We start from the raw sequence: 14297 nt of genomic DNA, 5'->3' as shown, positions 1-14297 counted from the left end.
TTTCTAGTCCGGAAGGATGCGGACGGCGCCCTTGTCGGCCGAGGAGGCCATCGAGGCGTAGGCGCGCAGCGCCGTGGAGACCTGGCGGTCACGCTTCACCGGGCGCCAGGGGAGGGCGCCCTTGTCCTGACGACGACGAGACAGCTCCTCGTCGCTGACATCGACCGAGATCGACCGCGTCTCCACGTCGATCGTCACGATGTCCCCGTCGCGCACCAGCCCGATGGGGCCACCCGCGGCGGCTTCGGGGGCGATGTGCCCGATGGACAGGCCCGAGGAGCCGCCGGAGAAGCGGCCGTCCGTGATGAGCGCGCACTTGGTGCCGAGGCCCGCGCCCTTGATGAATGCGGTCGGGTGGAGCATCTCCTGCATCCCCGGACCGCCCGCCGGACCCTCGTAGAGCACCACCAGGACCTCGCCCGGTTGCAGCTGCTTGCCCAGGATGGCCGACACGGCCTCCTCCTGGGACTCGACGACCCGCGCCGGGCCAGAGAAGTGGAAGTTCTCCTCGGACACACCTGCCGTCTTGAAGACGGAGCCGTTGGGGGCGATGTTGCCGCGCAGCACCGCCAGGCCGCCCTCCTCGGTGGCCGGATGCTCCACCGAGTGGATGCAGCCGTTCTCGGAGTCGGTGTCCAGAGACGCCCAGCGATTGTCGGTCGAGAACGGCTCGATGGTGCGAACGCCGCCCGGCGCCGCGTGGAACAGTTCGATGGCCTTCTCGGTGGCTGTGCCGCTACGGATGTCCCAGTCGGCGATGTACTGCTCGAGGTTCGGCGAATGCACCGAGTGGACATCCGTGTCCAGGAGCCCGCCGCGGTAGAGCTCGCCGAGGATCGCCGGGATGCCGCCGGCGCGGTGGACGTGCTCCATGTAGAAGTCGGAGTTGGGGGCGACCTTCGCCAGGCACGGGACGCGGCGGGAGATCTCCTCGATGTCGTGGAGATCGAAGTCGACCTCGCCCTCCTGGGCGGCGGCCAGGATGTGCAGGACCGTGTTGGTCGAGCCGCCCATCGCGACGTCCAGTGCCATCGCGTTGTTGAACGCCGACTTGGTGGCCACCGAGCGCGGCAGCACCGAGTCGTCGTCGTCGCGGTAGTAGCGCGTGCACAGGTCGACGATCAGTCGACCCGCCTCGGCGAACAGCTCACGCCGGGCGCTGTGGGTGGCCAAGGTCGACCCGTTGCCGGGCAACGACAGGCCCAGGGCCTCGGTGAGACAGTTCATGGAATTGGCGGTGAACATGCCCGAACACGAGCCACAGGTGGGGCAGGCGGACCGTTCGATCGCATCGAGATTCTCGTCGTTGATGGCCGAGTTCGCCGAGGCGGAAATCGCGGTGATGAGGTCGGATCCGGCCCTGACCACACCGTCGACGACCACGGAGAAGCCCGATTCCATGGGGCCACCGGAGACGAACACCGTGGGGATGTTCAGGCGCATCGCCGCATTGAGCATGCCCGGTGTGATCTTGTCGCAGTTGGAAATACACACCAGCGCGTCTGCGGTGTGGGCATTGACCATGTACTCCACCGAGTCGGCGATGATCTCTCGGCTCGGCAGGGAATAGAGCATGCCGGCGTGGCCCATCGCGATCCCGTCGTCCACGGCGATCGTGTGGAACTCGCGGGCGACGCCCCCGGCCTCGGCGATCTGCTCGGCGACGATCTCGCCGACGTTCTTCAGGTGCACGTGGCCGGGCACGAACTGGGTGTAGGAGTTGGCGATCGCGATGATCGGCTTACCGAAGTCCGAGTCCGTCATGCCGGTTGCGCGCCACAGGGCGCGAGCACCTGCAGCGTTGCGTCCGGCGGTACTGGTTCGTGACCTCAGGGGCGGCATGTGACCTCGATCCGGTTCGGTGACGTGAGTCGGCGTCAACTGAATGTGGCTGCGGCGCTCGACTCTGGCGAGGGGGAATTCGCGCCGTGACCACTACACGATACGCCCCGGTACGGGGTTACTCTTCTCACGGTCGACCCTTCGGCCGGCACGTGAAGAGAAGGAATGGGGATCCGCATGACTGATTCCGGGCAGACCTCAGGGCACACCGGCGGCGTGCGTGAGTTCGCCTCGCACTCCGCGGGCGCGATCGTCGTGGTTTGTGGGCTGTTCTTCCTGCTGGCGTTCATGTACCTGGGCGGTACAGCCGACCCGCAGTCGCATGCTCGTCACGTCCCGGTCGCCGTGGTGAACGAGGACGAGGGCGCTACTCTGCAGACCCCGGTCGGGCCACGCAATCTCGACGTGGGGACGCAGATCACCGCCGGCCTGTTGCAGGGCAATGACTGGGGCAAGCTCAGGTTGCATGTCGTTGATGCACAGGAGGCGGATGACGGGCTGAAGGACGGTTCGTTCTTCGGTGCCGTGCGGATCCCACCGGAGCTGAGTCAGCAGGTGGTCGATCTCGTCGAGGCCGCGGCTACTGAGGAGGGGGAGTCCGGTGAACCCCCGGCCCGGGCGGCGGTCACCCTGCAGTACTCGCCCCGGGTCTCGATCGTGTCCGGCCAGGTCATGAACACGGTCGCCGATCGATTGCAGGACTCTCTCCACGAGAACATGGGGGCCCGGCTCGTCGACGATTCGTCGTTGCTGGCCGAGGCGGAGGGGCGGACCATCGGTGCCGCGGCCACCCTGGCGCTGCAGTACCCGGTGCAGGTCGACGTGGTGGAGTGGAATCCGCTCCCGGACGGGGTGTCCAACGCCTCGCTGCCGATGTTCTACGCGTTGATCGTGATCCTCGCCGGGTTCACGGGAGCCATGATCATCCACAATCTCCTGGATGCCCGCCTGGGCTTCATCCCATTGGAGATCGGTCCGCTCGCCCTCCACGTCCACGTCGCACCGTTCGGGCGATTGCAGACCCTGCTGCGGAAATGGGTCGTGACCGTGATCACGGCGCCACTGGTTTCGGTGTTGTGTCTGTGGGTCGCGGACATCATCGGGATGACGGGCTACGACGCCTGGCACATGTTCTGGTTCTCGAGCCTGGTGATCGTGTCGGTGGGCGTGTGTGCCCACTCGATCCTCGCGGCCATCGGCAACGCGGGGTTGTTGGTCAATCTGGTGCTGTTCGTGGTGCTGGGTATCCCGACCTCCGGCGGAGCCACGCCCACCCAGATGCTCCCGCAGGTGTTCGTGTGGATCGGCTCCTTCCAGCCGATGCACCAGGCATACCTCGGATTGCGATCGATCATGTTCTTCGGATCGAGTTGGGACGCCGGACTCGGTCATGCCGTCTGGGTGCTCGTCGGATGGTGCGTGGCCGGGCTTGTGCTGGGCGTGGCGGTCACCTTGCTGTACGAGCGGATGGGACTACGACGACAAGCGGTGGTCGATCGGGTGCCCGCCAATCAGGGCGTGAGCAGTGGCCTGCCGCTGCGAAATGGTTCCCGGGTGCGTCGCGGCGAAGGCGGATCAGTCGTCGCCGGGGGCCGGGGCGCTGTAGGGGTCGCGGATCCGTCCGTCGCTGGCACGGGAGAGTCGGGGCAGGTCGTGGAACGAGACGCCGCCCATCGGGAGTGAATCGTCGTCGACCGTGACGAGGCGGGCGAACCCCTTCTTGGGGAACATCACACCCTTGACCTGATCCCACGGGATGGTCCGCCGGTAGCGCCAGGTCGACACACGGACGCCTTCCTCGTCGAGCCTGGTCGACGTCCGTGCGACCCACCAGCCGAAGGCGAGGGGGAGCAGGATCAGCCAGCCGAGCGCGAGCGGATAGGTGGTGACCGGCCAGGCGATCGCCAGGAGGAACACCAGGATGACGATGTACGACATGGGGTTGACCCGAAATAGTGCCCGGTCGCGGGGGGTGGACTCCGGAAGGGGGGCTCTGAATGACGCGCTCATGATGCCCGCCAGTCTCTCATGGTCCACATAGTGGGATTAGGTTTCCACGAATTGACGCTGCGGCCGACGTCCCCCTAATGTTGTCCGCATGACAACACGGAACGGTCTCGTACTCGGCCGGCGCGTCGGCGCCTGAGCCGTCACCTGGCTTCTCGACGACGCGCACCCTCGCCGGCCCCATGGCCGTCGGGGGTTTTTTGTTGCCGGGTACCCGCGGGCCGACCGGACCGCGGAGGGCGACAAACCACTGCTCCACGACCAGCATGAAGGATAGTTGAAGTGAGCGCACCAACGGCACAGCCCGGACCACGTCCGGGTGCAGAGCAGAAGACCCGGTCGGTGGTCCCTGAGCGGATGACCGGAGCACAGGCGGTTGTCCGGTCTCTTGAGGAGATCGGCACCGAGGTGGTCTTCGGCATTCCCGGCGGAGCCATCCTGCCGGTCTACGACCCGCTGTACGACTCGGCGAAGGTCCGGCACGTTCTCGTGCGTCATGAACAGGGCGCCGGCCACGCGGCGACGGGTTACGCCCAGGCCACGGGCAAGGTCGGTGTCTGCATGGCCACCTCCGGCCCCGGCGCGACCAACCTGGTCACGCCCCTGGCCGACGCGCAGATGGACTCGGTCCCGATCGTTGCCATCACCGGTCAGGTCGGCACGGCGCTCATCGGAACGGACGGCTTCCAGGAAGCCGACATCTCCGGCATCACCATGCCGATCACCAAGCACAATTTCCTGGTCTCCCACGGCGATGACATCCCACGGATGATCGCCGAGGCCTTCCACATCGCACAGTCCGGTCGTCCGGGTGCGGTGCTCGTGGACATCCCCAAGGACGTCCTGCAGGGCGAGATGACGTTCTCGTGGCCGCCGGAGATGAAGCTGCCCGGCTATCGTCCGGTCACCAAGCCGCACGGCAAGCAGATCCGTGAAGCCGCCCGGATGATCGACAAGGCCGAGCGTCCGGTGCTCTACGTCGGTGGCGGCGTGATCAAGGCCGACGCCTCCGCGGAACTGATGGAGCTGGCAGAGCTCACCGGTATCCCCGTGGTCACCACCCTCATGGCGCGGGGAGCGTTCCCCGATTCGCACCGTCTCCACTACGGCATGCCCGGCATGCACGGCGCCGTCGCGGCGGTCGCCGCACTGCAGCGTTCCGACCTGCTCATCACGCTGGGCGCACGGTTTGATGACCGTGTGACCGGACGGCTGGACACCTTCGCCCCCGATGCGAAGGTTATCCACGCGGACATCGACCCGGCCGAGATCGGCAAGAACAGGGCCGTGGACGTGCCGATCGTCGGTGACATCAGGGAGGTCCTCGTCGAGCTGGTGGCCACGCTCCGTGGCGACAGTGGCTCGGGTTCCCTGAGCGCGCCCGCGGCCTGGGTGTCGCAGCTGGACGAGATCCGCGACGAATACCCGCTGGGTTACGGCCCGCAGTCCGACGGGTCCCTGTCGCCCGAGTACGTCATCGAACGACTCAGCGCCGCAGCCGGACCCGACGCCATCTACTGTGCTGGCGTCGGCCAGCACCAGATGTGGGCGGCACAGTTCGTCCAGTACGAGAAGCCGCGCACGTGGCTCAACTCGGGCGGACTCGGGACGATGGGCTACTCGGTCCCCGCCGCGATGGGCGCCAAGTTCGGTCGACCCGACGCTGAGGTGTGGTCGATCGATGGTGATGGCTGCTTCCAGATGACCAACCAAGAGCTCGCCACCTGTGCGATCGAGGGTGCGCCCATCAAGGTCGCCCTGATCAACAACGGCAACCTCGGCATGGTCCGGCAGTGGCAGACACTGTTCTACGAGGAGCGGTACTCGCAGACCGACCTGTCGACGCACTCGCTGCACATCCCGGACTTCGTCAAGCTCGGCGAGGCCCTCGGGTGCGTGGCGCTCCGCTGCGAGCGCGCCGAGGACGTCGACGACGTGATCGCCCAGGCACGCGCGATCAACGACCGCCCGGTCCTCATCGACTTCATCGTGGGCAAGGACGCCCAGGTGTGGCCGATGGTCGCAGCCGGCACGTCCAACGACGAGATCATGGCGGCCCGGGACATCCGGCCGCTGTTCGACGACGAAGACTCCGCGGCCGACGAGCCCGCGGAGATCCACGAGGCGACCGAGCGGATCGATGCCGCGGTGCTCGCCGCCCAGGAGGAGGACCAGTGACCGCTCGCTCCCACACCCTGAGCGTTCTGGTGGAGGACAAGCCGGGCGTGCTCGCACGCGTGGCATCCCTGTTCTCCCGGCGCGGATTCAACATCGAGTCGCTCGCCGTCGGCCCGACCGAGACCGACGGCCTGTCGCGGATGACGATCGTCGTCAACGTCGAGGACTTCCCGCTCGAGCAGGTGACCAAGCAGCTCAACAAACTCGTCAACGTCATCAAGATCGTCGAGCAGGACCCGGGCGGTTCGGTGTCCCGCGAGCTCACCCTCATCAAGGTCCGCGCCGACGCGACCAACCGCGGCCAGATCGTGGAGATCGCGAGCCTGTTCCGCGCCCACGTCGTCGACGTGGCGCCGGAGTCGGTCATCCTCGAGGCCACCGGCACGCCGGACAAGCTCGACGCGCTCCTGCGCATGCTCGACGGCTACGGTATCCGCGAGATCGTGCAGTCCGGCATGGTCGCGCTGGGACGCGGCCCCAAGTCCATTACCACCACTCGATAGTCTCGACTTCTGACTACCACTCTCTAGAAGGGAATCCACCATGGCAGTGGAGATGTTCTACGACGACGCGGCTGACCTGTCGCTCATCCAGGGCCGCAAGGTCGCCGTCATCGGATACGGCTCGCAGGGCCACGCGCACTCGCTGAGCCTGCGCGACTCCGGGGTCGAGGTCGCCATCGGCCTGCGCGAGGGCTCAAAGTCCCGCGCCAAGGCCGAGGAGGCCGGTCTCAAGGTCATGACCGCTGCGGAGGCCGCCAAGTGGGCCGACGTGGTCATGCTCCTGGCCCCCGACACCTCGCAGGCGAAGATCTTCACCGAGGACATCGAGCCCAACCTGAACGACGGCGACGCGCTGTTCTTCGGCCACGGCCTGAACATCCACTTCGACCTGATCAAGCCGGCGGACAACATCACGATCGCGATGGTCGCGCCCAAGGGCCCCGGCCACCTGGTGCGTCGTCAGTTCGTCGACGGCAAGGGCGTCCCGGCGCTCATCGCCGTCGAGCAGGACCCGAAGGGTGAGGGCGAGGCCCTCGCGCTGTCCTACGCCAAGGCCATCGGCGGCACCCGCGCCGGCGTCATCAAGACCACCTTCAAGGACGAGACCGAGACCGACCTGTTCGGTGAGCAGGCCGTGCTCTGCGGCGGCACCGAGGAGCTCGTCAAGACGGGCTTCGAGGTCATGGTCGAGGCCGGCTACGAGCCCGAGCTCGCCTACTTCGAGGTGCTCCACGAGCTCAAGCTCATCGTTGACCTCATGTATGAGGGTGGCATCGCCCGCATGAACTACTCGGTGTCCGACACCGCCGAGTTCGGCGGCTACCTCTCCGGCCCGCGCGTCATCGACGCCGGTACCAAGGAGCGCATGAAGGAGATCCTCGCCGACATCCAGAACGGCGAGTTCACCAAGCGTCTCGTGGCCAACGTCGAGGGCGGGAACAAGGAGCTCGAGGGCCTGCGCAAGGAGAACGCCGAGCACCCGATCGAGGTCACCGGCCAGAAGCTCCGCGACCTCATGAGCTGGGTGGATCGTCCCATTACGGAGACCGCCTGAGTGTTGCCGGGGCAATCCCGGTGAGCGCCCTGTAGCGTGCATCGGGATTCAGATCCCGAGTGCTTGGAGGACCGCCGTGCGTCACATCAACCGAGGTGTGGGTGCGGCGGTCCTCGCCATTTCCCTGGCGGCCTCCCTGGTCGCGTGCACGTCGGACGGATCCGGCGACGCCGCGGGGGTCGAGGTGACCGAGGCCCAGGGGCCGAAGGTCGCCGAGGACGCGGACGGGACCGGGGTGGAGACCTCGGAGTTGTTGCTGGAGTCCGCGCCGGTGGTCGTCGTCGCCGCCCCCGACGCCGAGGCGCAGGCGCGTGGCGCCTCGGTGGCCGTCGGGCTGCGCGCGCCCATGTTCACCGCCGTTCCGGGCGGGGACGAGGAACTGGCCGAGGAGGTCACGCGGCTCGGCGCCGAGCGGGTGCTGCGGGTCGGCGAGGTGGGATTCGAGTACGACGACGGCGAGGTCGTCGACGCCCCGACGGAACGCTCCGACCTGGAGACGTTCACGGGCATTTCCTTCGCCGGTGAGGACGATATCGCCGAGTCACGGATCGACGACGTCACGGTGCACCAGAACCCAGGGTCGCCGCTACTGATGCGGTCAGGCGAGTCGTCGGTGTCCGACGAGGGAGACGGAGCAGACGGCGGCGAGAACGACGGAGCCGACGGTGCCTCGACAGATGTTGAGCCATTCGAGGTCGGCGCGCCCGCCTGGGAGGGCGACGACGCTCCGAGGGTTCTCGTTCACGACGACACCCCGGTCGCCTCTGTTGCCACCGCGGTGGCGACCGGCGCCGCGGTCACTCACCTCCGCGCACCGGACCCGCGAGTGGACGGCGGTTCGGTGGAGGCCGTGCGTGACGCGGAGGTGGTGTACGCGTTGGGCCCCGACTGGGGTGATGACGACCAGCTCGCGGAGCGGATCGAACTGGCCCGGACGGTGCCCGAGTTGCCCGGTGGCGGACAGTTGATGTTCCCGGGCCGGCGATTCGTGGCCGCCTACGGCTCCCCGTTCACGACGGCGCTGGGAATCCTCGGCGAGCAGGGGCCCGAGGAGAGCGTGGACCGGGTGGAGGAGCTGGTCGAGCAGTACCAGCCGCATTCCCCGGAGCCGGTCATCCCCGCGTTCGAGATCATCGGCACCGTCGCCGCCGGCGGCCCCGGCGACAACGGGATGTACACCAACGAGTGGGATCCGCAGGAGTTCGCCCCGCTGGTCGACGCGATCACCGACGCCGGCGGCTACGCCGTCATCGACCTCCAGCCGGGCAGGGCTGATCTGCTCGACCAGGCCAAGATCTTCGAGGAGATGCTCAAGCGCCCCGGGGTCGGCCTGGCACTTGACCCGGAGTGGAAGCTTCAGGACGGGCAGCAGCCCGGCGCCCAGATCGGGGCGGTGGACGCCGAGGAGATCAATCGCGTGATCGAGTGGCTCGCTGACCTGACCAAGGAATCCGGTGGGCCCCAGAAGCTGCTGATCCTGCACCAGTTCAGCACGGCGATGATCACGAACCGGGACCAGATCGACACCTCGCGTCCGGAGTTGGCCATCGCGCTCCACGCTGACGGCCACGGCACCCCGGATCTGAAGCTGGGGACCTGGGATCAGTTGCGTGCCGGCCTGTCGCCCGACATCTGGCTCGCGTGGAAGAACTTCTACGACGAGGACACCCCGACCTTCACGCCGGAGCAGACGATGGCGGTCGAGCCCCGGCCGTGGTTCGTCTCCTACCAGTGATCGATTCCCGGTAGATCTCAGGCGCCCGCCCGGGCGCGCAGGATCCGCTCGGAGACGTGCGCTCCGGCCATGCCGTGAACACCGGGGCCGGGCGGGGTTGACCCAGAGGCGTGCCACACGCCCGGGATGCCGGTGGCGAACGGATCCACCCGGGGGACGGGACGGGCGATCAGCCCTCGGAGGTCCACGCGTCCCGCAGCGATATCCCCGCCGACATAGTTGGCATTATGCGTGGACATCCGCGCCGCAGGAGTGCAGTGCGTCGCCACCACCACGTCGCGTATCCCCGGTGCGACCGCCTCCAGTGCCACGAGAACCTGTTCGGTCTGGTCCCGTTCGGAGAAGGCGGGGACGTGCGCGTAGGTCCACAGCGGCCTGCGTCCGTCGGGGGTGATACGTGAGGGGTCGGTGACCCAGGGCTGAGAGACCAGGATCATCGGATCGTCGGCGTGGCGGCCGGCCGCCACCTCATGTTCCGCACGACGAATCCCCGCGGCGTCGCCACCGAGATGGACGGTGCCCGCATCCCGGAGTCGGGGATCGCGCCAGGGAACCGGACCAGACAAGACCAGATCGACCTTCGCCGCCGCGCCGCCCACGGGGGCGCGGACCAAGCGACGGGCACGGCGGGCGGTGGCCGGTGACGGACAGGACGCCAGCAGGACGGATCCGAGGCCTCGAGCGGAGGTGGTGAACACGACCTCGGGTGCGTCGAGTCGGGACAGATCGCCTACGCGGAATCCGGTCCGGATCTCCCCACCGGCGCGCCGGAGCGCGTCGGCGAGTGCGGTCGTGATCGCCCCGCTTCCGCCGACCGGAAGGGGCCAGCCATGGGGAGCGTGAAGCAGCGTTCCGAGGACGAGCCCGACGGCGGTGGCCGCCGGGGATCCGAGTGGAGTGATGGCGTGCGCGGAGATTCCGGACAGCAGCGTCCGCCCGTCCGGTCCCAGTCCGTCGCCCAGTCCTGCCCGGGGGTGTGCTCGGACGAACGTCGCGGCGAGCGCCGCCGTGGCCTGGATCGGGGGCAACGAACGTTGGTCGGACAGTGCGGCGGCGGTCACCTCGTAAGGCCGGCGGGCGAGCGGCCCCATGAGCGACAGCCATGCGGCCGACTCTCTTGCCGAGCCCAGCCCGGCGGCGAGGGTATCCGGGGTGGGGCCCGCCGGCATGACGATCGCGTCCCTTCCGGGCAGTGCATGCGCGAGCTGGACCGGGGGAGTGCGCATTTCGACTCCATGCGCGGACAGGTCGAACTCACGGAAGAAGGGCGATGCCCCGGCCATCGGATGTACCGCCGAGCAGGGGTCGACCAGCACTCCGTCCCAGTGCCCGGCTTCCAGTGCGTTCGCACGGTCCGCATCGTCGAGCAGGTCGACCATGGGAAGGGTCCGGCAACCGCCACCGACACCGTCCTGCTCCTCCACCACCACGACGCTGCGCCCGGCCCGCGCGCACAGAAGCGCAGCCGCGAGACCGTTCGGGCCGGACCCCACGACGATCACGTCCGCACGAACCCGCTCACCCCCGCTCATCCGAACACCTCCAGACCGTAGTGGCGACGAAGTTCCTCCAGCAGATCCTCCTGGCGACGCGCCTGATCCGCCAAGCCGAGCAGGAGGCCGCGGGTGTCGTCCGGGTGGACAGTGTCGTCGTCGTTGTCATCATCGTCGGGGACACGAACTGCGCCGGAGTGAACACCGTCGGCCACCCATGATCCCGCGAGTAGTTCCCACATCGATCTCTTGGCCACCACCAGGGTCCGCAGGCTCTCCAATAACCCGAGCCTGGTCAGGGGTTCGCGAAGGAGCGGCCCCGCCGGGAGCGCCGCGAAGGTGACCGCCGTCGTCACCCGGACGAGCCGGCGTCCCGGTGTCCCCAGCGGTGAAATGCGCGCCAACAAGTGCCTCGCGGTGGCGATCTCCATGTCGAACTGGGCGCGCAGAGGGCGGATCCGGTCCCGGTCGGCGGGATCGACCGCACTGATGCACCTGTCGAGGAGGGTCCGGCCCAGCGCGGCACCGTACAGGTGGGCGCGCAGATACGTGGCAGCCGCGGCCCGTCCACGCGCGGGCGGCCGAGGCTCGGACCGCGACCTCGGGACCCCGCCGGGCGCGGACATCGAACGGGGGGAACGGGCCATGAGGTGACCTTCCGATCATCGGGTGGTGGTCGCGCCGCAGGCGAGGCCCGGGGTATGACTTCTGTCACGGTAGGCGCGCGTGGGGGCGCTGGCCACTGGTAGAGCGAGCGGGTCGGTGGCATAGACTGGCCGTACCCGAATTGACACTGAGGAGTTCCCACTGTGACAGCATCCGGACGTCCCGTCGTCCTCATCGCCGACAAACTCGCCCAGTCGACCGTCGATGCGCTCGGCGACGCCGTCGAGGTCCGATGGGTCGACGGCCCGGATCGCCCCAAGCTCCTCGAGGCGGTCAAGGACGCCGACGCGATCCTGGTGCGTTCGGCCACGACCGTCGACGCCGAGGTGCTCGCCGCCGCCCCGAACCTCAAGATCATCGGTCGTGCCGGCGTCGGCCTGGACAACGTCGAGATCCCCGCCGCCACCGAGCGCGGCGTCATGGTGGTCAACGCGCCCACCTCCAACATCCACTCCGCCGCCGAGCACGCCGTCGCGCTGCTCATGGCCGCCTGCCGCCAGATCCCGGCCGCCGACGCGACGCTGCGTGAGCACACGTGGAAGCGCAGTTCCTTCAACGGTGTCGAGCTGCTCGGCAAGACCGTCGGCGTGGTGGGCCTCGGCCGTATCGGCCAGCTCGTGGCGCAGCGTCTGGCCGCTTTCGAGACCAACCTCATCGCCTACGACCCGTACCTGCCGGCCGCCCGTGCCGCGCAGCTCGGCATCGAGCTCGTGGACATCGACGAGCTGGTCTCGCGCGCGGACATCATCACGATGCACCTGCCCAAGACCAAGGAGACCGCCGGTCTCTTCGACGCCGACCGTCTGGCCCGCGCGAAGGACGGCGTCGTGATCGTCAACGCCGCCCGCGGCGGCCTCATCGTCGAGTCCGCTCTGGTGGATGCACTGAATTCCGGCAAGGTCCGCGCCGCCGCGCTCGACGTGTTCGATACCGAGCCCTGCACCGACTCGCCGCTGTTCGAGCTTCCCAACACCGTCGTCACCCCGCACCTGGGTGCCTCGACGGCCGAGGCCCAGGATCGTGCCGGCACCGACGTCGCCCGCAGCGTCCTGCTCGCCCTGCGCGGCGAGTTCGTCCCCGACGCCGTCAACGTTTCCGGCGGACCGGTCGGCGACGAGGTCGCCCCCTGGCTCGACCTGGTCCGCAAGGTCGGCCTCGTGGCCGGCCACCTGTGCCCGGGCGTGCCGACCACCGTCAAGGTCGAGGTCGCGGGCGAGCTCGCCGCCGAGTCGGTCGATGTGCTCGGACTTGCCGCCCTGCGCGGCATGTTCTCCGCCATCACCGACGAGCCGGCCACGTTCGTCAACGTCGGCCAGATGGCCGAGCAGCGCGGCGTCACGCACTCGGTGGAGACCCGTAGCGAGTCCAAGTCGTACCGCAGCACCATCTCCGTCACCACCGTGACCGCCGACGGTGCGAGCGCGATCGTCACCGGCACGCTGTCCGGCCTGGAGAAGGTCCAGAAGATCGTGCGGATCAACGACCGTGGCTTCGACATGCGTGCCGAGGGCCAGAACCTCTTCGTCCAATACGCGGACCGGCCCGGCGTGCTCGGTCGCGTCGGCTCGATCCTCGGCGGCGAGGGCATCGACATCCAGGCCGCAGCCCTGAGCCAGGACGCGACCGGCGAGGGTGCCTCGCTGATCCTGCGTGTCGACCGCGCGGTGGCCGAGCCCACCATCGACCGGATCGTGTCCGAGCTCAGCGCCACCGCCACCCAGATCAACCTGGACTAGAAGCGAAAAGGAACCGACGAAGCCCATGAAGCTGGCAGTCATCCCCGGAGACGGGATCGGTGTCGAGGTCACGGCCGAGGCGCTCAAGGTCCTGGACGCCCTCGTCCCGGGAGTAGAGAAGACCGAGTACGACCTCGGTGCGCGCCGCTACCTGCGCAACGGTGAGACCCTCACCGATTCCGACATCGCGAGCCTCAAGGAACACGACGTGATCCTGCTCGGTGCGATCGGCGACCCCCGATCCGTGCCGGCCGGTGTGCTCGAGCGGGGCATGCTGCTCCCGCTGCGTTTCGCCCTCGACCACCACGTCAACCTGCGGCCGTCCAAGCTGTACCCGGGATCGGCGACCCCGCTCAAGAATCCGGGCGAGATCGACTTCGTCGTCGTCCGCGAGGGCACCGAGGGCCTCTACACCGGTAACGGAGGCGCCATCCGGGTGGGCACCCCCCACGAGATGGGGACCGAGACCTCGGTCAACACCCGCTACGGCGTGGAGCGCGTCGTGCGCGACGCGTTCGCGCGCGCCGCGGCGCGGCGCGGCAAGCTCACGCTGGTCCACAAGACCAACGTGCTGGTCAACGCCGGCGGCCTGTGGCAGCGCACGGTCGACGAGGTCGCCCCCGAGTTCTCGGACGTCGAGGTGGACTACTGCCACATCGACGCGGCTACCATCTACATGGTCACCGACCCCGCCCGCTTCGACGTGATCGTCACCGACAACCTGTTCGGCGACATCATCACCGACCTCGCGGCGGCCGTGACCGGCGGCATCGGGACCGCGGCGTCCGGAAACATCGACGCCTCGGGCACCAACCCGTCCATGTTCGAGCCGGTGCACGGCTCGGCCCCGGACATCGCCGGGCAGGGCAAAGCCGATCCGACGGCCGCGATCCTGTCGGTGGCGCTGCTCCTGCGTCACGTGGGCAAGACCGCCGAGGCTGATCGTGTCGAGGCCGCCGTCGAGGCCGATCTCGGTTCGCGCGGCGAGGCGCCCGTCGTCACCTCCGAGGTCGGCGACCGGATCGTGGCGGCACTCACCAGCTAGACACTCTCGGCCCGGCTCCTGACGCCGGTGCTGGGACC

11 protein-coding genes are annotated in these 14297 nt (G+C 68.4%); 7 read left to right on the top strand and 4 right to left on the bottom strand.

Translation table 11 applies throughout. The features are described from left to right. Window positions 1–3 precede the first annotated feature (3 nt). Window positions 4–1842 (bottom strand): dihydroxy-acid dehydratase, encoded by a 1839-nt coding sequence (gene ilvD / locus G6016_RS01910; protein WP_182631020.1) that lies wholly within the window; start codon window positions 1840–1842, stop codon window positions 4–6. 177 nt (window positions 1843–2019) lie between these two features. Between ilvD and G6016_RS01905 the strand changes: the two genes are divergently transcribed. Next, on the top strand, window positions 2020–3525 hold the full coding sequence (locus tag G6016_RS01905; protein ID WP_182631019.1) for a YhgE/Pip domain-containing protein: 1506 nt from the start codon (window positions 2020–2022) through the stop codon (window positions 3523–3525). Here the strand turns inward: G6016_RS01905 and G6016_RS01900 are convergent. Then, complete coding sequence (locus G6016_RS01900) at window positions 3418–3852, bottom strand: PH domain-containing protein (protein WP_182631018.1); 435 nt, start codon at window positions 3850–3852, stop codon at window positions 3418–3420. The genes G6016_RS01905 and G6016_RS01900 overlap by 108 nt on opposite strands. A gap of 279 nt (window positions 3853–4131) precedes the next feature. Here G6016_RS01900 and G6016_RS01895 point away from each other — a divergent pair, with 279 nt between their 5' ends. From G6016_RS01895 to G6016_RS01880, 4 genes are all read left to right on the top strand, one after another. Next, on the top strand, window positions 4132–6027 hold the full coding sequence (locus tag G6016_RS01895; protein WP_182631017.1) for an acetolactate synthase large subunit: 1896 nt from the start codon (window positions 4132–4134) through the stop codon (window positions 6025–6027). After that, on the top strand, window positions 6024–6530 hold the full coding sequence (gene ilvN / locus G6016_RS01890; RefSeq protein WP_182631016.1) for an acetolactate synthase small subunit: 507 nt from the start codon (window positions 6024–6026) through the stop codon (window positions 6528–6530). The genes G6016_RS01895 and ilvN overlap by 4 nt, the downstream gene beginning before the upstream one ends. A 40-nt stretch (window positions 6531–6570) precedes the next feature. After that, window positions 6571–7584: a ketol-acid reductoisomerase gene (gene ilvC, locus G6016_RS01885; protein ID WP_182631015.1), complete on the top strand. Its 1014-nt coding sequence runs from the start codon at window positions 6571–6573 to the stop codon at window positions 7582–7584. A gap of 76 nt (window positions 7585–7660) precedes the next feature. After that, window positions 7661–9319 (top strand): hypothetical protein, encoded by a 1659-nt coding sequence (locus G6016_RS01880; RefSeq protein ID WP_182631014.1) that lies wholly within the window; start codon window positions 7661–7663, stop codon window positions 9317–9319. Window positions 9320–9336: 17 nt separating this feature from the next. On the opposite strand, the gene G6016_RS01875 is transcribed toward G6016_RS01880, so the two are convergent. Both G6016_RS01875 and G6016_RS01870 read right to left on the bottom strand, forming a co-directional pair. After that, window positions 9337–10851, bottom strand: coding sequence for a phytoene desaturase family protein (locus tag G6016_RS01875; protein WP_182631013.1), 1515 nt, complete (start codon window positions 10849–10851; stop codon window positions 9337–9339). Then, the gene (locus G6016_RS01870) at window positions 10848–11459 is read right to left on the bottom strand and encodes a hypothetical protein (RefSeq protein WP_241729663.1); all 612 of its coding nucleotides are present in this window, start codon (window positions 11457–11459) and stop codon (window positions 10848–10850) included. The genes G6016_RS01875 and G6016_RS01870 overlap by 4 nt, the downstream gene beginning before the upstream one ends. A gap of 162 nt (window positions 11460–11621) precedes the next feature. Between G6016_RS01870 and serA the strand changes: the two genes are divergently transcribed. Continuing rightward, window positions 11622–13214: a phosphoglycerate dehydrogenase gene (gene serA, locus G6016_RS01865; RefSeq protein ID WP_182631012.1), complete on the top strand. Its 1593-nt coding sequence runs from the start codon at window positions 11622–11624 to the stop codon at window positions 13212–13214. Between the two features lie 25 nt (window positions 13215–13239). Continuing rightward, window positions 13240–14259, top strand: a complete 1020-nt coding sequence (locus G6016_RS01860) for a 3-isopropylmalate dehydrogenase (protein ID WP_182631011.1) — start codon at window positions 13240–13242, stop codon at window positions 14257–14259. Window positions 14260–14297 lie beyond the last annotated feature (38 nt).

It is taken from the genome of Dietzia aerolata, assembly GCF_014144865.1.
GTDB classification, from domain to species: domain Bacteria; phylum Actinomycetota; class Actinomycetes; order Mycobacteriales; family Mycobacteriaceae; genus Dietzia; species Dietzia aerolata.
The sequence above is the reverse complement of the archived record's forward strand: the minus strand, read 5'-3'. Positions and strand labels throughout refer to the sequence as shown.